We start from the raw sequence: 21,228 nt of genomic DNA on the forward strand, positions 1-21,228 counted from the left end.
TATTGATAGGTCTTGTTTAATCCTGAGTCAGGAGCCTTTAGTTCAAAGTCGAAAATCCCGACTTAAGGCTACCGACTATTGACTTAACAATAGTAGCAACATTATGCAAATAAAATTACTTTTGCCTTAAAGGATAAAGATGAACCCTACCCGGTATATAGCAAAGCAAATTTACTTAATTTTTTCCATCGGCCTGATATTAAGCGGCTGTAGCCACAACAAAAAAGTTGACTTGAGCAATATCAATGTTGATGTTAAAATTGAACGGTTTGACCATGATTTTGATGCCATGCGCAGTAAACCTATGGTCCAGCAGGCCGCATATCTGCAAAAACAGTACGGCAGCTTTTATCCCGATTTTATTGAACGCATTTTACAGGTTGGCAGTGCCAGGGATACCGCCTATTTTAAAGCCCTGCAACAGGTATTCGCGGGCAAACCCTATAACGATCTGAAGCATGACGCTGACGTAGCCTTCCCCAATATTGATCAGCAGAATGCCAGCCTTACCGAAGCCTTTAAATACATTAAATATTATTATCCGCAAAAACGCCTGCCGAGGGTATATGCATACATTTCGGGCTTCCAGGCCCAAACTACCATTGGCGACGGTTATTTTGGTGTGGGGATAGATCTTTTCCTGGGTGCGAATTCGCGCTTTTATCCCTCGCTCACCAATGCTTTTCCGCATTACCTTTCCAAATGGTTTACTCCTGATAATATTACCCCACGAGTAGTTGAAGGCATAGCACGGGAAGAAATGTTTCCGGAAGATGACAACGACAAAGCCTTGCTTAATAAGATGGTGTACAATGGTAAGATCATGTATTTTATGGACAGAATATTGCCTGACGTAGCCGATAGCACTAAAATCCGTTATAGTACCGAACAACTGAAATGGTGCCAGGATTTTGAAGGAAAGATCTGGGGATACTTTTTACAAGAAAACCTGTTGTACGAAACCGATTACCAGAAAATTCAGAAATACCTTACTGAAGCGCCTTTCACCCCCGGTTTCGGAGAAAAGAATGAATCGGCCCCTAAACTGGCCGTTTGGACGGGATGGCAAATAGTGAAGAAATACATGGATAAGCATCCTGATGTTACCCTACCCCAGTTAATGGCGGACAAGGATGCTCAAAAAATATTGAACGAGGCAGGCTATCACCCCAAATAAAAAGCAAAAAAAAGCGCCCTCAAATTGAAAGCGCTTTTTATATAATTTCCTTTTGCAGGATTTTACTTCATGATTGAGAAAACGCATTTCAAAGCAATCAGGATACCGATGATCAGGATAATGTTTGAAATAGATGTAAACATGAAGCCTGTGTTGGCATCGCCGGCAAAACGCAGGAATACGCCTACTATACCGATAACAATAGCTAAAGTTAATAATTTGTAGTGTCCTTCTGCGTTAGCATTTTCCATTGATTCCATGGTACCTATTTTTAATGTTTGCGCAAAAATAGAAATGTTTACCGAAAAAGCTATAAAGTTTTTATGATTTTATGCCGCTGGCGAACCATGCGGGGTGTTTACGTTTATAATAGCGGTACATTGCCCACAAACCTATACCTAAAGTTATAAATACCCAAAGGTTGGCCAACCCCAGGATCAGTTCAACAAAAAGTTGCCAGCCATTATTTAATGCGATAGCCAGACGGTTAACAAAAGGCAACTGATAGGCAGAAGGATCGTCATTAGCTATCATTTCCTGGTTGATGAAATTGCTCTGGTAAAAGCTAAGGGTAACAATGCTGTACTTTACGGCTTCATCTGTGCGCATATTGCCAATTTGCTGGTCAACCATGTCGTCTTTAAGCAGCATCACGTTCACTGGGTTTTTAATAACTACTTTACCCTTCTTTTGCTGATCTACCAAATCCTGACGGTTTTTTAATTTCAGTTTTTCCGACAGATAGTCAAGCGTGCGGTCTTCAATATCCATTTTTCGGAGCGTAACATACATCCCCATATGGGCAACCTCGGTCATGAAGCCTTCGAGTTTTTCTGAAGGAACTTTTACCGTCATGTCGGCATTAGTCCTGAGGGCCGAAACACGTTTAACCGAATCATTACTCACGCGGATATCTTCAGATCGTTCCACATCGGCCTGCATTTGATGGTGCATCACCATACCACCGTCGCGGGCTGTAAGCGCGGCTATAGCATCTCCAGTTTGCTGAACATTTTTCACCTTAAATCGCATGTCGGCTGTTTTTACAAGTTTGGTGGGCGTTATTTCAACCTTAGTACTGTCTGCACTAACCGCCACTGTATCGGCCGCCGATGCTCTGTCTTCTCTTAAGGGCTCGTACTTTGAACTACGCCCACATGCGCCCAGCAGCAACACGCCCGCCAGCAACGCCAGGAATAACTTTGTTTTCATAACTGTTTAATTTTCTTTGGTATACATTGATACCGGAGAGCGGCAAGAGGTAACCCAAAGACTCTGATTATTGTCAGAACCGGGATTTTTGAGATTAAGCAGATTTCGAGATTCGCTTTCCTTTAAACGGTAAAAAACTGGGGTTGAGATAAGGTAACTTATTATTTGTTATTACCCACCAACTCTTTATACCCTCTTGACTTAATATGAGCAAAATCTTCTTTTTTAGTAAAATACTCAAGTCCTAAAATTAATAACGTCGAAGTAAGAAAGTTTATCTTTTGCGTTATTGGTAGTAAATCCCAATCGCTTATGCCCCATAAGTAAACGCTGTAATAAAAAATTGCAAGGCAAATCAAACACAAAACTTTAAACAGATGAAGCCTGGTTTTGAGGATAAAAACTGTGATGATAAATAAGCAGGTCCAAAATAAGCTGGTAGATATAATTAACATCAAATCGTGCCAAGCCGTTACCGTTAAAAACGTAAACAGGACATTCGCTATACCGACGTATTTTATAATGTAGGCTGAGTTTCTGTCGGGTATCTTTTTGGCCATATTAATGAAAAACATTGCGTAGCTAAGAGGGAATAAAATCATCCCCGCACAGGCCCAAATTCTCGAAGCATTTTCTGCGCCATTTAACGCCCTTGTTCCAAACAGGTTACTGATGAAATTGTGTTTCCAGTCGAAGCCGACGGAGTACTCATTGTACATTGACCCGCCTGGATAAACCGAGATGGCTATGATCATTAAAACTGAAGAAATGACAACTCCTATTAAAACTGAATATTTCTTAATCATCTGAGAATGCTCCGGTCTATAATTGACAATGAGATTCAATCGTTGGTATATTGTTACAGCGCATTTCAGCTTTCGGGCATCGAAGTATGCAACAAATTCGAAAGTATTTGCAACATAAACATGTTTTTTTGATTAGCTCCTTTTGTTTATTTGTGTTGTATATTCCAATCAGGAGACTTTCACTTATCCTTATCAAATGAAAAACCTAAAAACAGCAGTAACATTAATAATAAGCTGCGTAATATTGTTGGCATGCAACTTTAGCAAAGGAGTAAAAAAAGACTTTAATACCGGGTTAAAGTTTAGCTATAACGGCTTTGGCGTAAGCAATGTGTTGTTGGTTGATCCGGCAAACAATGTCATGCACGACAATAAGGTACACCTTAACACAAAAATAGCTATCGTAGCGATTGGCGTTGCAAATTATGGTCTGAAAGACGGTAAAGCCTATCCAGGAATGCAGTTGATAGTTACTGATAAAAAGGGGGCAGCAGTTTTAAGCGCCGCCGATCTGTTTGAAGGAACGGCAGGTTATCCACCTGAGCGGGCCACAGAGCTACGTGGGGATATCACCATCGGTCGCCCCATGATAGCCGGAGAAACTTATCATGTAAAAATACATATCTGGGATAAGGTAACCCTTGAAAATGAGATTGATGCAGAGGCGGATCTTGTGGTGATATAATCTTTTTTATCGAAACTGAACGTACACTGGTCGAAGTTTAGCGTTCCGCTGTCAGTTAATGCCAGGCTTCGATCTACCATATACTAATATACTACCAACCAGCATTATCATCCCGCTCAATAACCATAACCAATACCCCAATCTATAACTAACAATTTCTGAGTAATTGCCTGCTTCATCTGAAATTATGCGTTTAAAAACCAGGAAAGAAAGCATAAAAGCAACCGATATCGAACTGACAACAATTGTTCGCAATGGCTTATTCTTAAAAGAAAACCATGCACTGAATAAAAAGGGGTTTGCCAACCAACTAAAGCCTGCGCCTCCAAAAATCAGACCTAAAGGCCCAATGAGCAAAGCCATTATCGAATCGCCGCAGGAATCTGTTGTACAGTAACAGTGTTGTGTTAGTGAAACTACATAAACACATATGCTTGAGTATAAAACAACAGACTTTAGGTTTAACTCCTTCATAAAGTATTACAATTACAACTTTAGCGTTTATTTCCCAATAAACAAAAAAGGCTCCCCTTTCGGAGAGCCTTTTCTATATAAAAGTATTTTAAACTTAGTTGCCGCCTGAAAGGGCTGCCGCACCACTCACGATCTCGGTAAGCTCGGTAGTGATAGCTGCCTGACGGGCCTGGTTGTATGAAAGTTTTAATGATTTCAAAAGCTCACCGGCATTTTCGGTCGCTTTATCCATCGCTGTCATACGTGCACCGTGTTCAGATGCGTTAGAATCCAATACTGCACGGTAAAGTTGGATCTTGATATTTTTAGGGATCAATTGCTCAACAATTTCCTGTTGTGATGGCTCAAGGATGTAATCAACATTAGCTGCTTTTACTTCCTCTTTCTTCTCGGCTTTTGGCACCGGCAATAACTGCTCTGTGATCAGGTATTGTACAGCCGCGTTACGGAAGTGGTTATACACTAATTCCACACGGTCGTAATCACCGTTAACAAAGCCCTGCATGATAGCTTCGGTAATTTTTGAAGCATTCTCGAAGTTAAGATCCGAGTACAGGTCATTGTTGTTACCAATTACGTTGTACTTACGCCTTTGATAAAACTCCTGCGCTTTTTTACCGATGGCAACGATAGATACATTACCGGCAGCAAGCTGTTTAGGATATTTCTCGGCTATAAGGTTGTTGGCAGTTTTAATAACGTTAGTATTGAAAGCACCGGCCAAACCGCGGTTTGATGACACCACAACAACCAATACGCGTACTGGTTCACGCTCCTGGAGGTACGGAGAAGTATTATCCTCCAAACTTGCAGATAGGTTAGCCAGCAGGTCTTTCAACTTACTTGCGTAAGGACGCAGCTGAATAATAGCGTTGGTAGCACGTTTCAACTTAGCAGCCGAAACCATTTTCATAGCCTTGGTGATCTGCTGGGTTGATGATACAGATTTGATCCTGTTTCTTACTTCTTTTAAATTAGCCATTCTTTATTGAGATGTGAGATTTGAGATATGAGATTTGAGATAAGCTCATATCTGCACCTTCAATCTGTTTATCTAATTTATAATGACGCCAGATGTGGGAAAGAGAAAAGTCTCAAATCTCACATCTAACATCTCATATCTAAAATTAATACCTTGCTGACAGTTCTTTGGCTACTGTTTCCAGTACGCCGGTAAGCTGGTCATCAAATTTACCTGCTTTAAGGGCAGCTAAAACTTCCGGGTGACGGGCTTCTAACTGATCAGTAAATTCGGCTTCGAATTCCCTTACCTTGTTTACAGGCACGTTACGCATTAAGTTTTTAGTACCCAGGTAAATGATAGCAACTTGTTTTTCTACAGTTACCGGAGAGTATTGACCTTGTTTCAGGATCTCTACGTTACGGATACCTTTGTCCAACACGTTTTTGGTTGAAGCGTCAAGGTCCGAACCGAATTTTGAGAAAGCCTCAAGCTCACGGAACTGAGCCTGGTCAAGTTTCAAGGTACCGGCAACTTTTTTCATTGATTTGATCTGCGCGTTACCACCTACACGTGATACAGAGATACCTACGTTGATAGCCGGACGAACACCCGCGTTGAACAAGTTCGACTCAAGGAAGATCTGACCATCGGTAATTGAAATTACGTTGGTTGGGATGTATGCAGATACGTCACCAGCTTGTGTTTCAATGATCGGTAGCGCTGTTAATGAACCACCACCTTTAACGATGCCTTTGATAGACTCAGGAAGGTCGTTCATTTGTTGTGCGATAGAATCATTTGAGTTTATTTTAGCGGCACGCTCTAATAAACGGCTGTGCAGGTAAAATACGTCACCTGGGTAAGCCTCACGGCCCGGTGGACGACGTAACAACAATGAAACCTCACGGTAAGCAACAGCTTGTTTTGACAAGTCATCATAGATGATCAAAGCCGGACGGCCTGTATCACGGAAGTACTCGCCAATAGCCGCACCTGCAAACGGAGCAAAGAACTGCATGGTAGCAGAGTCTGAAGCGTTAGCGGCAACTACGATAGAGTAAGGCATAGCGCCGTTCTCTTCAAGCGTACGAACGATGTTAGCAACAGTTGATGCTTTTTGTCCGCAAGCTACATATATACAGATTACAGGTTTACCTGCATCGTAAAATTCTTTTTGGTTAATGATGGTATCGATACAAACCGCAGTTTTACCTGTTTGACGGTCACCGATAACCAACTCACGCTGGCCACGGCCGATAGGGATCATAGCGTCGATAGCTTTGATACCGGTTTGTAATGGCTCGGTTACCGGCTGACGGTAGATTACACCTGGTGCTTTACGCTCAAGTGGCATCTCGTAAGTTTGACCGGTGATTGGGCCTTTACCATCAATAGGGGCACCTAAGGTATCAACAACACGGCCAAGCATGCCTTCGCCTACGTTGATTGATGCAATCCTGTTGGTACGTTTAACGGTATCACCTTCCTTGATATCATCAGATTTACCTAACAATACCACACCCACGTTATCTTCTTCAAGGTTAAGTACGATGCCTTGCAATCCTGTGCCAAATTCAACCAACTCACCCGACTGTACTTTAGTTAATCCATAAACGCGTGCGATACCGTCACCCACCTGGAGTACAGTACCCACTTCTTCTAATTCAGATTCTGACTTGAAGCCGGCCAACTGCTGACGCAAAATTGCTGATACTTCGTCTGGTCTTACCTCTACCATTGTTTAAAATTTATTTAGAGTTTTACTTTTAATACTTAATTAATTATGCCTTTTCAGCAAATTCTTTTTTCATCTTCTTAAGGCTTGCAGCAATGCTGGTATCAACCTGCCTGTCGCCTACGTTAAGCACAAATCCACCAATCAATGAAGGATCTACTTTGGTATCCAATACTACAGTGCCACCGATAGATTTTTGTAATTCATCTACCAATGTCTTTTTATTGGCATCAGATAATGTTGTAGCTGATGTAACTTTAGCTTTGGTAATATTCCTTTTGATGTTGAAAAGGTTGATATATTCCTGGGCAGTAAAATACAAAACGCCGCCACGGCCTTTGTTTACCATTAGCTTAAAGAACATGATGCTCACTTTGTTTACCTTATTACCAAACACCGCTTCAAGAATACTGATCTTCTTAGCCTGTGAAATAATAGGGTTAGCCAAAACAGCGGCCAGTTCAGAACTTCCTTTTAAAGTGTGTAAAAAAAGATCCATATCTGCCTTTATCGCATCAACAATGTTTTGTTCCTGCGCAAGGTCGATAAGTGATTTGGCGTATCTCGATGCTACTGTTACTTCTGACATTTCTTTCTAATTTCGGATTTCGAATTTTCGATTTCGGAATTTTTATTTTGAATTTCGGTTTTTAACTGGTTAGTGAATGCCGGAATAAATCCGAAATCCAACATCCCAAATCCGAAATCTTATAACTTCACTTCTTTCAATAATTGGCTAACCAATTCGTTTTGCTGCTGCTGATCTTCAAATTGTTTGCGAAGGATCTTTTCAGCAATCTCTAAAGATAATGTAGCTACCTGGTTTTTAACATCTGCCAAAGCGATAGCTTTTTGGTTGTTAATTTCAACGCGGGCAAGCTCAATCATACGCGCACCTTCTTTGTGTGCAAGTTCTTTAGCATCAGATACTATTTGATCTTTAGCTTTACGAGCTTCAGACAGGATCAGATCACGCTCAGCACGCGCTTGTTTAATTAACGATTCGTTTTCGTTAGTTAAACGGCTCATTTCTTCTTTGGCAGCTTCTGCTTTTAATAAAGCATCTTCAATTGAACGCTCACGCTCACCAATGGCGGCCATGATCGGTTTCCAGGCAAATGCCCTCAATAAAATAAGTAAGAATAAAAAGGTTACGGTTGTCCATACAACCAAACCCCAATCAGGCATTACTAAATCCATTCTTCTATATAATTGTTGTGACTATAGTTCTAATTAATATTATTCATTCAAATAAAAACCGGTGTGTAACCAACCGTTACACAGCACGGTTTCTATTTTTTTAGGGTAAAATTATTTGTTACCCAAAAGTGCAACGATCACACCGAAAAGAGCAACACCTTCAACAAGTGCCGCAGCGATGATCATGGCAGTCTGAATTTTTGAAGCAGCTTCCGGCTGACGAGAGATACCTTCCATCGCTTTACCACCGATTTGACCGATACCAATACCTGCACCGATAACTGCTAAACCTGCACCTAATGCAGCAATACTTCCAACCATTGTTTTTAAATTTAAATGAATATAGTGTTATTATTAATTACAAATTATTAATGATGATGCTCTTCAACAGCGCTGCCAATAAACAAAGCGGTAAGCATTGTAAAAATGAAAGCCTGTAAGAAAGCTACCAGCAATTCAAGCACATCGATAAACAAAGCGAACGCTATTGATACCGGAGATACCCAAAGTGTCTGGAATATGAAAATCAAAGAGATTAATGCCAATACGATAACGTGGCCTGCCATAATGTTTGCAAACAAACGCACCATTAACGCGAAAGGCTTTGAAATGATACCGGCAAGCTCAACTATCCACATGATAGGATACAACCAGAATGGAACATCAGGAGCAAAAATGTGCTTCCAGTAGTATTTGTTGCCATTAACGTTAACCACAATAAGGGTAATAACCGCAAGTACCATAGTTACCGCGATGTTACCGGTAAGGTTTGAACCTCCCGGGAAAAACGGAACCATACCAATCAGGTTATTGATCAGTATAAAGAAAAACATAGTTAACAGCAGTGGCATAAACTTAGCATACTTGTAACCGATGTTTGGTAATGCAACCTCATCGCGGATAAACAGGATCAATGGCTCCAATAATGACTGCAAACCTTTTGGCGCTTTACCTACACGTTTTTTGTACGATCCGGCAACGCTAACAAAAATCAAGATCAGCAATACTACCGACATCCACATTGAAAACACGTTGCGGGTAATTGACAAATCAAAAATCTTTGCTGTTTCGTCAATGGTTTTACCATCGGCGCCTACAACTTTAATTTTGTCTTTAACCAAAGCATAATTGTGATATTTACCCTGGTGGGCTTTTTCACCATGCTCAAATTCTGAGGCTGAAAATATTTCCAGTCCGCCGTCTGTATAAAGTATAACCGGCAAACCAATAGCAACCTTGCCACCTATATGAAAATAGTGCGAATCGGCAATGTGTTCAAGGATGGCTTCATTAGGGTCAAACTTTTCGGTTTCCTTACTTTCAACACTTGTTGAAGACTCATTTTTTTCCTGTACAGCGTTAGCTTTTAACGTTACAAACAGCGAAAAAACGCTTAAAATGATACCTAAGGTGATTTTTTTTGAGTTCAAAACAGGGCTAAAATCCATTAGCAGAGAGATTTTTACTTTAATTTTTGGTTGCGCAAGGTACGTAATAAGCCGTATATTTCAAAGACGAGGTTAAAGAAATATACGTAAAAAAAATTGGCAACAAAAATCACCCCATTTACTTTGATTTTAACCAAAAAAAACAGGCAAAAAAACAGGCAGGTCAAAAGCTTCACCATGGTAGCTGCAAGGAAGGTTTGAGCGTATATTTCTTTGTTAATTTTAGTTACTACCAGTATCGAAATTATGGTAATAAATGTAAGCCCGGTTACAAAACCAAATATGATCCAGAAGTGAGGATCAAGCCAGGCAACATGTACCGATTTGCTTACCAGCAATGGAGGAGTTGCTATAACAACAGCAAACAACAGGAACGATAAAATAACAGTACGCAGTTTCAATTTTTAACAGATCGGATAACGATGTATAACGCGATAAAAACACCAACAAGGGCAAGCGCGGCAGTAGCCCATTTTACTTCATGTTTACCGGCTTCATCAATTTTATAGCCGGCATACGTAAAAATGCCAATAACAACCACCATCTGAAAACCGATACTGCTATACTTAGCATAAGCGTTTAAAGGCTTGCCAACTTCATCCTCGTTATTTTGTTCATTTTTCGGCATGCGCAAATTTATTAAACCTATTGTATAATCTTTAGTATTTTAGCAATGCTTTTAAATTACCGTATTGCATTGAGGCGACTACCATCATCCTATAAATCAAACATCGGCATTTTTTTTCTGTCTGCACTAATACTGGTAGCGGTAGGCTGCTCGCTTGAAAAACAAAGCGGCTTTAACCGCACCATGCAAAACCTTACTGCTCATTACAATATATTATTTAATGCCAATGAAATTTTAAGGTTAAAGCAGGAGGCCTATGCTACATCATTTACTGATGCTTATAACGAGATACTGAATGTATATCCCGATACCACGGCGCAAACCGGTACCCCGGATAAAGATCTGGAGGATGCCATAGTAAAAGCCAACAAAATCATCAGCATTAAAGAACAAAGCCATTACCTGGGCGATGCCTATCTGGTGTTGGGCAAAGCAAGGTATTTAGAGGCAAATTATTTTGACGCTGTTGAATACTTTAATTATGTAACCCGTTCGTTTGGTAAACAAGCCAACTTAAAACAGGAAGCCCTGGTATGGAAAGCCCGGGGGCTCATGTACCTCAACCAGCTGCCTTTAGCCAAACAGGTGATTGATTCGGCGGTGCAGGATATCAACCCTAAGAAAAACATTACTGCCGATGTTTATGCTACCAAGCTACAGTATGATATCATCACTCAAAACTATGCCGAGGCTGAGGAGATGGCCAAACTCGCTATAAAATATAGTTACATCTCTAACCTTAAACTTCGCTGGACTTTTATTTTAGGGCAATTACAAGAACTTAACCTAAAACCGGCCGATGCATATGAAAGCTACACCCGGATTGTAAAAAGCAACGCCAGTTTTGAAATGGCCTTTAACGCCAATCTTAACCGCATCCGGATCCGCGATAATCAAAACGGCGTTAAGGTAAATAAAATCGATCTGCTTCGCGCCCTGTTAAAAAACAGCGACAACATTGATTTTTACGATCAGATCTATTACCAGATAGGCGAACAGCAGTTTAAAGCAGGCGAGATTGACAACGCCCTGAAAAGCTATAAAAAATCGGTACGGGTAAGCACCAAAAATCAAAATCAAAAAGGCCTCTCCTACCTGCGCATTGCCGACATCAACTTTAAAAACAAAGCCGACTATGCAAACGCCAGGCTTTATTATGATAGCACCCTTAACAACCTGTCGATAAATTATCCGGGGTACCAGCTTATCCGCAAAAAAGCCGATAACCTGCAAATCCTTACCCGACTGCTCGAAACCATATCGCGCGAGGATACCCTGCAGATGCTTGCCTCTTTAGATGAGAAAGCGCGCGATGCCAAAATAGATGAAATGGTGGCCCGTAAAACCCGCCAACAACAACAGGCGGCTATCGAAGCCAACGCCGGGGCCGCCAATAACGGAGCGATGTCAAACTCCTTCGACAGGAATAACAATTCATCTGCCCAAAACAACAGAACCAGCGGCAGTACCTTTTACTTTTATAACAACGGCGCGGTAAGCCAGGGCTATAACGATTTTAAACGTTTATGGGGTAACCGTAAACTTGAAGACAACTGGCGTCGCAGCAGGCGTTCAAATACAGGCATCCCAACGGCCAATACCGGCATCGGCTCGCAGGTTAATGACCCGGATGCTCCTGTTGGCAGTGTAGCTTATAATAGCAATAATGTTTCGGCAGGCACCTACCGGCAGGATCTGGTTAAAAACCTCCCGCTTACTCCTGCCCTGCTTCAGCAGTCCAATTTCAGGATCTATAATGCCTATTTTGAAATGGCCAATTTTTATCGCGATGTACTGGAAGATAAAAAGGAAGCCATTGCCACTTATGAAACATTGCTTGCCCGTTTTCCGCAAAGCAGCGACAAACCTTCTATCTATTATAACCTTTACAGGCTTTATGCTGATATCGATGCTGCAAAATCAACAGACTATAAAAACAGGCTATTAAAAGAGTATCCTGAGAGTGTATTCGCCAAAGTTATTCTTGACCCGGATTATGCCCGTAAAATGGCCGATGTGGATGCCGAGTTTAATGGCTTTTATAACCAGGTGTACGATCTGTATTCGCAAAAGCAATACACACAGGTAATTGAGAAAGCCAATGACCTGCTCAATAAATATCCCAACAACCGGTACGCCGCACAGCTTTATTACCTGAAAGCATTAGCTGCTGGTCACATGGAGAAATTGCCTCCTTTCCAGGCTGATCTGCAATTGATAGCCGCGAAATATCCGCAGGATAAACTCATCGCTCCGCTGGTTAACCAACACCTGGCCTACATTGACTCTAACAAAACCGAAATTGCCGCGCGCCCTGTCGTGCTGTTTAATGACGACCCTAACGAAATTCCTTTTACCCCACCGGTAGCATATCAAAAACAAACGGAGTATCGTCCGCCATATACACCATCGGCCCAAAATGTGACTCCGCAAGAGCGCCTGCCCGAGCGTGATACACGTCTGATAGCCGGGGCTAAAACATCCGCTCCGCAAATTCAGCAGGCGACAACACAACAGCCCAAACAACTTGCTTTAGCTCAAATCCCGTTGCCGCAGCATAAAATGCCGGATACATCACGTGATATTGTCGCGCAGCCTGCACCAAAACAAAAAGATTCAATAGTAGCAACGCCGGTGGCCGCTATAAATAAGGCACCTGCGGTAAACTACATATTCAGCAAGCACGACAGCACCAATTACTACTTTGTGATAAATGTTGCCAGTGGTACAACTAATCTGGCTTCAACACGTTTTGGTGTAGGGCAATTTAATCGTACACGTTATACTCGCAGCGAAGTTATCCATCATGTTAAAAGTGTTGGCGATAATAACCAGCTGATATACGTTGGCCGTTTTTATACCCTTGATGACGCTAAGGATTACGCCCGCACCATAGTTCCCCTGCTACCCGATATTATGAAGGTTCCGAGGGATAAATACAGCTTTTTTATCATTACCAAAGAAAATCTGGATAAATTAGCAACCCAAAGTATATTGGATAGTTATTTTGACTACTACCAGAAATTTTATTAGAAAATGAGAACCAATAACACAAGGTTTAACTCGAAAAATCAACTTCAGCCCGCAGATATAAGAAGATACAACTGGTACATATGGCGTACCGTGATAGCCCTTTTCATGTTTGTGGTTATCATGATAACGCTTACCATTTTTGATGTATTCGGTCAGCTGCCCTCATTCCGTGATTTGGAAAACCCCAAAAGCAACCAGGCCACAGAGATCATATCTTCGGATAAGCAGGTATTGGGCACTTACTATATTCAAAACCGCTCAAACGTTACCTACCGCGAACTATCGCCAAACGTAATTAACGCTTTGGTTGCTACGGAAGACAAGCGCTTTTATGACCACTCAGGTATCGACTTCGGGCGCAGCTTTACCATTTTCGCGCATTTACTCATCGGGCAAAAACAAGGAGGCAGTACCATAACTCAGCAGCTGGCACTAAATCTTTTTTCTGAACGATCTGCCAATCCTTTTAAACGTATCATTCAAAAATTACAGGAATGGGTTACGGCTGTTAAACTGGAACGACACTATACCAAAGAAGAGATCCTGACTATGTACCTCAACACGGTTGACTTTGGCGCTTATAACACCTACGGCATCAAATCGGCCGCGCGTACTTATTTTAATACTACTCCTGATAAATTAACTCCAGATCAGGCGGCCTTGTTAATAGGTATGGTTAACGGCCCAGGTATTTACTCGCCTATCCGTCACCCGGATAACGCGCTTAAAAGACGTAACCTTGTACTGAACCGTATGGTTGAACAAAAGGCTTTAAGTGAAGGTCAGGCCGAAGAATTTAAACGCAAGCCTCTTGGTCTTGATTTCCACCAGAATAATCACTTCGACGGCCTTGCGCCTTATTTCCGTTCTGTATTGAAGAAAGAGCTTCAAAAGATCTTTAAAGAACAAAATATTAACCGCCCGGATGGTACCCCTTATGATCTTGACCGTGATGGCTTAAAAATATATACCACTATTGATGCCACCATGCAGCAATACGCTGAGGAAGCACAGCGCGATTATATGAAAGACCTGCAAGCCCAGTTCAATGATCACTGGCGCGGTCGTAACCTCTACAAAAGCATCCATAACTTTAAGTTTTTGCTTGATCAGGGTATGCAAAAATCCGACAGGTATAAACAGCTGAAACAACAGGAAAAATCTGACGAAGAAATTCAGGAAAACTTCCAGACTAAAACCATGCTTAACCTGTTTACCTGGCACGGCAATATAGATACCATGATGCGTCCTATCGACTCTATCATTTACTGTAAAATGCTTTTGCGTAACGCGCTCATGAGTATGGATCCAACAACCGGCTACGTTAAAGCATGGGTGGGCGGTACTAACTTTGAACACTTTAAGTACGACCAGGTAAAGAACGGCACACGTCAGGTAGGTTCAACAGCCAAACCCTTTACTTATGCTGTAGCCATTGATAACGGCTACTCACCTTGTATGAAAATCAACAACGTGCCTGATACCATTCGTGGTTATGGCGCACCATGGTGCCCGCGCTCGTCGCCATCTGAAACCCTGCAAGGTTTCATTACTTTAAGGCAGGCATTAGCACATTCACAAAACTGGGTTACGGCACACGTTATGGGAGAGGTTAAACCTGAACCGGTTGTGGAGCTAATCAAGAAAATGGGTATCACCAGTGCTGTTCCACCATACCCATCAATCTGCCTGGGTACATTTGATGCCTCTGTTTTTGAGATGACCGCTGCTTATTCGGCCTTTGCAAATCACGGCTTGTGGACAGAGCCTACTTATATCTTACGTATTGAGGATAAAAACGGCAACGTATTGTATACGCATACTCCGCGCGTTGTACAAGCCATGAACCCGCAAACGGCCTATGTAATGACCTATATGCTTAAGGGCGTTATTGAAGATGGCACAGGTTCAAGGTTAAGCTATAAATATGGTTTACGTAACCCTATCGGCGGTAAAACAGGTACAACGCAAAATAACTCGGATGGCTGGTTCATTGGCATAACCCCACAACTGGTTACCGGCTTATGGACAGGCTGCGAAGACCGCGACATCGCTTTCCAAAGCACACGCCTTGGTGAAGGTGCAAACAGCGCCCTGCCAATATTTGCCATGTACATGAAAAAAGTATACGCCAATGCAGCTTTAGGCATCAAAAAGAATGTTGACTTTGACGCCCCTGCAAATGGCGTAAGCATCATACTGGATTGCGGAGCCTATAACCAGCAGCAACAGGGAACTACCGACGTAGATAAGAAATTAGGATTTTAATTATTTTTGTTTGATCAGGAGTATAACCTCCAGACGTCATTGCTAATCTAAAATATGTCATTGCGAGCGAAGCGTGGCAATCGCACAGAAGCATAGCCGCTCTGTATAGCATGCGATTGCTTCGTCGTTCCTCCTCGCAATGACATATTTTAGATTAGCAATGACGTTTTCATTAAAACCAATAATTCAGTGATCGAGAAATTTGATTATAAAAGTGCTTTAAAAAACATCCCTCACAAACCCGGGGTTTATCAATACTGGGATAGTGAGCAGGAACTGATATATATTGGCAAGGCTAAAGACTTGCGCAATCGCGTTGGGTCGTACTTTAACCAGGATATCCATATCAATGCCAAAACGCGGGTATTGGTATCCAAGATTCGTGCTATAACTTTTACCATTGTTGATACCGAGGTTGATGCCTGGTTGCTGGAAAACAGCATGATCAAAAAGCATCAGCCGCGTTATAACGTATTGCTTAAGGATGATAAAACCTATCCCTGGATTATCATTAAAAACGAGAATTACCCGCGCATTTTCTGGACACGCCGTATCATTAAGGATGGCTCTAAATATCTTGGCCCGTATGCTTCAGTAAGCATGATGCACAACATTTTAGACCTCATAAGGGAAACTTACCCTTTGCGTACCTGTAACCTTCAGCTCACCCGCGAAAACATCGACAAAGGTAAGTTTAAAGTTTGCCTGGAATACCAGTTGGGTAATTGCAAAGGCCCATGCCAGAATTTCCAGTCGGAAAATGATTACGATAACAGTATTGAAGAGATTAAGGATATCCTGAACGGCAAGATCGGGGCAGTACTTCGTCGTTTAAAAAACGAGATGGAAGCCGCCGCCATGGAAATGAACTTTGAGCTGGCGCACAGGCTTAAGCGCAAATTTGAGCTGCTCGAAAATTACCAGAGCAAATCAACCGTTGTTAACTCATCTATTACAGATGTAGAAGTATTTAGTATTGCCTCAGAAGAGAAACTTGCTTTTGTAAACTTCCTGAAGGTGATGAACGGCACCATCATCCAAACGCAAACCATTGAGCTTAAAAAACGCCTGGATGAAAGCGATGAAGAATTGCTTACACTGGCCATATCCGAGTTCAGGAGCCGTTATAACAGCGATAGTAAGGAAATCATCGTCCCCTTTGATATCGACCTTGAAGATCATCCCAATATCAAATTCACGGTGCCCAAACTGGGCGAGAAACGTAAGCTGCTTGATCTTTCGCAAAAGAATGTTCAATTCTTTAAAAAGGAAAAAATTGACCAGTATGAAAAGCTAAACCCCGAAGTACGTACCGAGCGACTGCTCGCGCAGATGATGAAGGATTTACGCATGAACCAGCTACCACGTCATATCGAGTGTTTTGATAACTCCAACTTCCAGGGCAAATACCCGGTGTCGGCCATTGTAGTGTTTAAGGACGGCAAGCCATCCAAAAAAGATTACCGCCACTTTAACGTTAAAACCGTTGAAGGGCCCAATGACTTTGCCACCATGGAAGAAGCTGTACACCGCCGTTACCGTCGCATGCTCGATGAAGGCACAGAGCTGCCTCAACTTATAGTGATCGACGGTGGTAAAGGCCAGCTATCATCGGCCATGCACAGCCTTAAGTTGTTAGGTATAGATAAAAAAGTAACCGTTATAGGCATTGCCAAACGCCTGGAAGAGCTTTATTATCCAAACGACCAGTATCCGTTATACCTCGATAAAAAATCGGAGACCCTTAAGGTGATCCAGCATTTGCGCGACGAGGCGCATCGTTTTGGTATCACTTTCCATCGCAAAAAACGCGATAAAGGCACCTTGGTAACCGAGCTTGAACTAATAGAAGGTATAGGCAAAACCACCGCCGAAAAGCTGCTTAAATACTTTAAATCGGTAAAGAAAATCCGAGAGGCAAACGAAGAAATGCTGCTCGAAGTGGTAAATCTTAAACAGGCCAAAGCTATACTGGCTTATTTTAATACAGAGGTTGAACAATCTAATCTTAGTCAGTAGCAGGTTTTAGTTGCAGTAGCAGTTAAGCTTTTAATAAAAAATAAAGGCCCGGTTCAATCAACCGGGCCTTTGTTATATATTGAGTTAGTGATTTTTATTATTGAGCGATGTAAAATGATTTTTGATCGCCATCCTGGTAAACGTGGATTGATTTTTTAACCACCTGGTTATTGCTATAGATTTCCATGGTGTATTCACCATCGGCCAAACCGTTTAACACGTAGCCTTTGCTCACCTCTGTTTTGCTGGGCACAATGTCTTTCAATAAAAGCTCATTGTCTTTATTGTAAACCTTTACAACTGATTTTCCGCTTTCGGATTTTGCAAAGTTTATTTTTAAACCGCGATCATGGTCAAGGGCTTTAAAGCTTACTACTTCTTTTGCTTTAGGATTAACATCGGCATTGCCTTCGTCGGCTTTGGCTACTTTGGTAGCAAATACACCTGCAGTTAATAATACAAATAAGGCTGATAATTTTATTGAGGTTTTCATGGCTTTAAGGTTTTAATGTTTTTAAATATGCTGTGTTGTTATTTTCAATGATCAAATGAACAACATATATTTTGACTGCTAAAAAGAGTTATACCAGCTGTGAATATAAATAGACAAAGCCCTGAAAGTGCTCTGCAAACGCTAAAAAGGCACAATTCGTCGCAATTTCAGGAGTTGGTCGGGAATTTTGGGGAGTTGGTAGAAAGCTTTGAGCTATTGGTCAGGCGGGAGGTGAAAATAGCCTATAATGTGGAATGCCATCTTGTTAATGATTATCAATCAACCGCGTGTCATTTCGAACGAATCCGATTGGGGACGTGCGGGGCTGGTGAGGAGAAATCTTATACGCCGTGTAGGGGCATTCTGCATGGCGTATAAGATTTCTCTTTCGCCCCGGCGCTCGTTCTCCCGCCCGCAGCTCTATCGAAATGACATTTTCTTTTATTTGAAGTGATATGTACAGATGATAAATTTTGTAGAGACGAATAACAGCATCCCAACATAAAACAAAACAGGCGATGAAAATTCATCGCCTGTTTTATAAAATCGCGTTTAATCTTTAACTATTAGTACTGCCAAAGGTTAAGCTCCCAGTCAAGAAGAGATTTTTTGATCCTTTCCGATTCGTAAAGCTTATCAATGCCCTGGGCATAATCTTTTATACGTTCATCTTTATCGTTGCTTTCTTTTACGATATAGCTGGTAAAGATCCGTTTGATAAATACGTCGTCGAAGCTCAAGCCTGTTGCGTCACTGGCACGGCTAACCACTTCTTTGGTTGCCAATACCGGACGCGCTTCAGGGAAATATACCCAAAAAGCAGGCTGAAAATCGATATCAAGTGTACCGGCTCCTTTAGGTTTAATTAAAGGGGCGATACCAATAATGCGTGGTTCAAAAACAGAACGCTGTTTGTCAAATACCCAGTCTTCCTTGATGCGGAACTTTAATACGCTATCCGGGTTAAAATCTCCGGCTACCATGCTGGATGAGATTACGTTGTTATCCTTGTCACGCTTTTCAACTACACTGCTGTCTGAAGCTAAACGGCCACGTGCCTGAGCACCTGTTAACGGCGTAGTAAAACCGTCGCCTCCCGGATCATCCTTTTTACCTGGGGTTGGATCATACGCGGTAAGTTCCCCCCTCATGATCGCGTCAAGCAGTACGTCAATTAAACGCCCCTTTGGCGAAGCAAGGTATTGGTTCATTTTTTCGCGTACATCGATTTCACGCCACACACGTTTTGCAAAAGCTACGTCGTTTTCACGCAAATTAGGATATGGAGTAACCTTCGCGTTAAAGATGTTGCTTTTCTTGTAGTATCCATCAAGCGGCCTGTCAAAAGGCTTTGCAGCAATTTTACGTGCTGTATCAAGCGGCTGCTGACTGGTTACGTTATCCGGCTGAACCTGTACTGGTTTTTGCGCTACCTGTCTGGTTGTGGTTGTCTTTTTTGCAGGCCTTTTGGTGCGCTTTTTTTGTGCATACGCACTTACGCAAGCCAGGCAAAGGATAACAACTAAAATTCTCTTTTTCATACGCGTTTAGTTTGCGGATAATACAATAGGATCAAGTGACCGCGGTGAATGATCAGGACCAACCGCGATGATATCCTTAAATATAACAGTAGTTCCTGGTGTAACTGTATTTAAAGCACTGTGCATAGCGCTGGTTAAATCGCCGCCCGAGCCTGATAAAATAATAGCGTCCTGGCGTGGTTTAACAACCAGCATAGTAAAGTGCGTTACATTAAATTTCGCGTCAAAGTCAAAGTTATCCAACTGGGCAAAAAGCCTGTCCTGAGCTTTGATATTGGCCGAACTGGTGTTACCACCGCTTTTACCTGCAAACTGTGGTTTAGGATCCGGAATCCTCTTGATACGGAACTCCGTTGAACCTAATACAGCTCCTTTAGCGCCACTAACAGAAATGGTAGCTTTACCAATGCTGCTCACCGTAGCTGTATAATGGCCAGCTGAACCGCTTAAAGAACCGGCTCCGCTGAAATGTACGTTTAAATCGCTTGCCGATACACCTGGTGCAGATACTGATATAGGGTTAGGAACACCTATATAAAGCACGTTCATTTTATCGGGCGAAATAACCGCTGAAGGCCTTGCAACCGTATATTCTTGCTTGAAAGGATAAGAATCGTTTTTACCGGTTGTGTTATTTTTAACACTGATGAAACCTTCAATACTATGTTTTCCTTCGCCGCTTGCCGTAATAGTATAATTACCCTTACCATCGGTAACGGATACTTTACCACCATTAACAGTAATATCAGGATTTGATTTTGAATCGTAAGCAGTTAAAAAGATCTGGGCTGTGTATGGCTGCCCTGCAATTACGTAGCTGCTTGGAGCTACAACAACCGCACTGAACTTATCCAATGTAACCTGCGCCTGATCAATTTTTCCTAATAGTTTTTTCACCACTTCATTTTCGGCATTTTTACTATCAGCTTCAATTTTAGCTAAAGTAGTAAGGGTTGCACCCAAAGGTATACCGTCGCCAAAGTTAGCTTCCTGCCATGACTTTTTAACATCTCCATGTGGCTTAGGTGCTACTGTATTCAGTGAAAACTGTACGCCAACGCTATCTTTACCTAAAGCTTCAAGTAACCTTTGACGTGTTTCGTCAATTTTGGCTTTCAGCTTCTCACCATTTTTTTGGTTGATCATAATCCGGGGAGAGATATCAAGGTTATCTCTACCTTCAACATCATCAATCTCCGGATTAATACCGCCGCCTTCTGCAATCAACTTAGCTTTTAACTCTTCTATATAAGTATTCAGCTCAGCAGCTATAGCACTTGCCTGTTTAGCTTTATCGTAAATAGGCTTAGCTCTTTCGGCTTGTTCTTTCAATTTGGTTGCTTCAAAAGCGCTGTATGTGGCCTGTAAGCCAGTATTAACGTTTTTGGTTGATGCATCCAAACTGTTCGTAATATTCTTAAACGCGTCTAACAGGCTATCCGGTACGTTAAGGGCAATAAGGCCCAATAGTACCAGGTATAGTATACCTATCATTCGCTGTCTTGGGGTTTCCTTACCTCCGGCCATCTATTCTAATTCTTTTCT

At 41.9% G+C, this 21,228-nt stretch carries 20 protein-coding genes; 6 read left to right on the forward strand and 14 right to left on the reverse strand.

Features of this window, described 5'->3' with window-relative positions:
• Positions 1-139 precede the first annotated feature (139 nt).
• Entirely contained in the window at positions 140-1,177 is a 1,038-nt protein-coding gene (gene gldB / locus DEO27_RS21970; protein ID WP_112568648.1) for a gliding motility lipoprotein GldB, read from the forward strand.
• A gap of 62 nt (positions 1,178-1,239) precedes the next feature.
• On the opposite strand, the gene DEO27_RS21975 is transcribed toward gldB, so the two are convergent.
• From DEO27_RS21975 to DEO27_RS21985, 3 genes are all read right to left on the reverse strand, one after another.
• A complete protein-coding gene (locus DEO27_RS21975) occupies positions 1,240-1,437 on the reverse strand; it encodes a hypothetical protein (protein ID WP_112568650.1) in 198 nt (65 codons plus the stop codon).
• Positions 1,438-1,498: 61 nt separating this feature from the next.
• On the reverse strand, positions 1,499-2,389 hold the full coding sequence (locus DEO27_RS21980; RefSeq protein ID WP_112568652.1) for a DUF4349 domain-containing protein: 891 nt from the start codon (positions 2,387-2,389) through the stop codon (positions 1,499-1,501).
• 161 nt (positions 2,390-2,550) lie between these two features.
• Positions 2,551-3,195, reverse strand: coding sequence for a hypothetical protein (locus tag DEO27_RS21985; RefSeq protein WP_223818020.1), 645 nt, complete (start codon positions 3,193-3,195; stop codon positions 2,551-2,553).
• A gap of 196 nt (positions 3,196-3,391) precedes the next feature.
• Here DEO27_RS21985 and DEO27_RS21990 point away from each other — a divergent pair, with 196 nt between their 5' ends.
• Together DEO27_RS21990 and DEO27_RS21995 are read left to right on the forward strand one after the other, a co-directional pair.
• Entirely contained in the window at positions 3,392-3,880 is a 489-nt protein-coding gene (locus DEO27_RS21990) for a hypothetical protein (RefSeq protein ID WP_112568654.1), read from the forward strand.
• A 187-nt stretch (positions 3,881-4,067) separates the two neighbouring features.
• A complete protein-coding gene (locus tag DEO27_RS21995) occupies positions 4,068-4,277 on the forward strand; it encodes a hypothetical protein (protein WP_112568656.1) in 210 nt (69 codons plus the stop codon).
• 171 nt (positions 4,278-4,448) lie between these two features.
• Here the strand turns inward: DEO27_RS21995 and atpG are convergent, their stop codons facing one another.
• From atpG to DEO27_RS22035, 8 genes are all read right to left on the reverse strand, one after another.
• Entirely contained in the window at positions 4,449-5,336 is an 888-nt protein-coding gene (gene atpG / locus DEO27_RS22000; protein ID WP_090530320.1) for an ATP synthase F1 subunit gamma, read from the reverse strand.
• Between the two features lie 145 nt (positions 5,337-5,481).
• Positions 5,482-7,056 carry a F0F1 ATP synthase subunit alpha gene (atpA, locus tag DEO27_RS22005; RefSeq protein ID WP_112568658.1) on the reverse strand — a complete coding sequence of 525 codons (1,575 nt, stop codon included), beginning with the start codon at positions 7,054-7,056 and terminating at the stop codon, positions 5,482-5,484.
• A 43-nt stretch (positions 7,057-7,099) separates the two neighbouring features.
• Entirely contained in the window at positions 7,100-7,642 is a 543-nt protein-coding gene (atpH, locus tag DEO27_RS22010) for an ATP synthase F1 subunit delta (RefSeq protein WP_112568660.1), read from the reverse strand.
• 119 nt (positions 7,643-7,761) lie between these two features.
• Positions 7,762-8,253, reverse strand: a complete 492-nt coding sequence (gene atpF, locus DEO27_RS22015; RefSeq protein WP_112568662.1) for a F0F1 ATP synthase subunit B — start codon at positions 8,251-8,253, stop codon at positions 7,762-7,764.
• A 111-nt stretch (positions 8,254-8,364) separates the two neighbouring features.
• The gene (gene atpE, locus DEO27_RS22020) at positions 8,365-8,574 is read right to left on the reverse strand and encodes an ATP synthase F0 subunit C (RefSeq protein ID WP_110585792.1); all 210 of its coding nucleotides are present in this window, start codon (positions 8,572-8,574) and stop codon (positions 8,365-8,367) included.
• 47 nt (positions 8,575-8,621) lie between these two features.
• A complete protein-coding gene (atpB, locus tag DEO27_RS22025; protein WP_112568664.1) occupies positions 8,622-9,701 on the reverse strand; it encodes a F0F1 ATP synthase subunit A in 1,080 nt (359 codons plus the stop codon).
• Between the two features lie 14 nt (positions 9,702-9,715).
• Positions 9,716-10,102 carry a hypothetical protein gene (locus DEO27_RS22030; RefSeq protein ID WP_112568666.1) on the reverse strand — a complete coding sequence of 129 codons (387 nt, stop codon included), beginning with the start codon at positions 10,100-10,102 and terminating at the stop codon, positions 9,716-9,718.
• On the reverse strand, positions 10,099-10,329 hold the full coding sequence (locus DEO27_RS22035) for an AtpZ/AtpI family protein (protein ID WP_112568668.1): 231 nt from the start codon (positions 10,327-10,329) through the stop codon (positions 10,099-10,101). Before DEO27_RS22035 ends, DEO27_RS22030 begins: the two co-directional genes overlap by 4 nt.
• Positions 10,330-10,374: 45 nt before the next feature.
• Here DEO27_RS22035 and DEO27_RS22040 point away from each other — a divergent pair, with 45 nt between their 5' ends.
• From DEO27_RS22040 to uvrC, 3 genes are all read left to right on the forward strand, one after another.
• Complete coding sequence (locus DEO27_RS22040; RefSeq protein WP_112568670.1) at positions 10,375-13,362, forward strand: tetratricopeptide repeat protein; 2,988 nt, start codon at positions 10,375-10,377, stop codon at positions 13,360-13,362.
• A 3-nt stretch (positions 13,363-13,365) separates the two neighbouring features.
• Positions 13,366-15,630 (forward strand): transglycosylase domain-containing protein, encoded by a 2,265-nt coding sequence (locus tag DEO27_RS22045; RefSeq protein WP_112568672.1) that lies wholly within the window; start codon positions 13,366-13,368, stop codon positions 15,628-15,630.
• 192 nt (positions 15,631-15,822) lie between these two features.
• The gene (gene uvrC, locus DEO27_RS22050) at positions 15,823-17,649 is read left to right on the forward strand and encodes an excinuclease ABC subunit UvrC (RefSeq protein WP_112569037.1); all 1,827 of its coding nucleotides are present in this window, start codon (positions 15,823-15,825) and stop codon (positions 17,647-17,649) included.
• Positions 17,650-17,746: 97 nt separating this feature from the next.
• Here uvrC and DEO27_RS22055 read toward each other — a convergent pair whose 3' ends face one another.
• The 3 genes from DEO27_RS22055 to gldM form a co-directional block, all read right to left on the reverse strand.
• Positions 17,747-18,142 carry a hypothetical protein gene (locus DEO27_RS22055; protein WP_112568674.1) on the reverse strand — a complete coding sequence of 132 codons (396 nt, stop codon included), beginning with the start codon at positions 18,140-18,142 and terminating at the stop codon, positions 17,747-17,749.
• Positions 18,143-18,708: 566 nt separating this feature from the next.
• Entirely contained in the window at positions 18,709-19,683 is a 975-nt protein-coding gene (gldN, locus tag DEO27_RS22060; RefSeq protein ID WP_112568676.1) for a gliding motility protein GldN, read from the reverse strand.
• 6 nt (positions 19,684-19,689) lie between these two features.
• Positions 19,690-21,210: a gliding motility protein GldM gene (gene gldM / locus DEO27_RS22065; protein WP_112568678.1), complete on the reverse strand. Its 1,521-nt coding sequence runs from the start codon at positions 21,208-21,210 to the stop codon at positions 19,690-19,692.
• Between the last annotated feature and the right edge of the window lie 18 nt (positions 21,211-21,228).

Origin of the sequence: Mucilaginibacter rubeus, assembly GCF_003286415.2 — a bacterium.
In the GTDB taxonomy this organism is placed as follows: domain Bacteria; phylum Bacteroidota; class Bacteroidia; order Sphingobacteriales; family Sphingobacteriaceae; genus Mucilaginibacter; species Mucilaginibacter rubeus_A.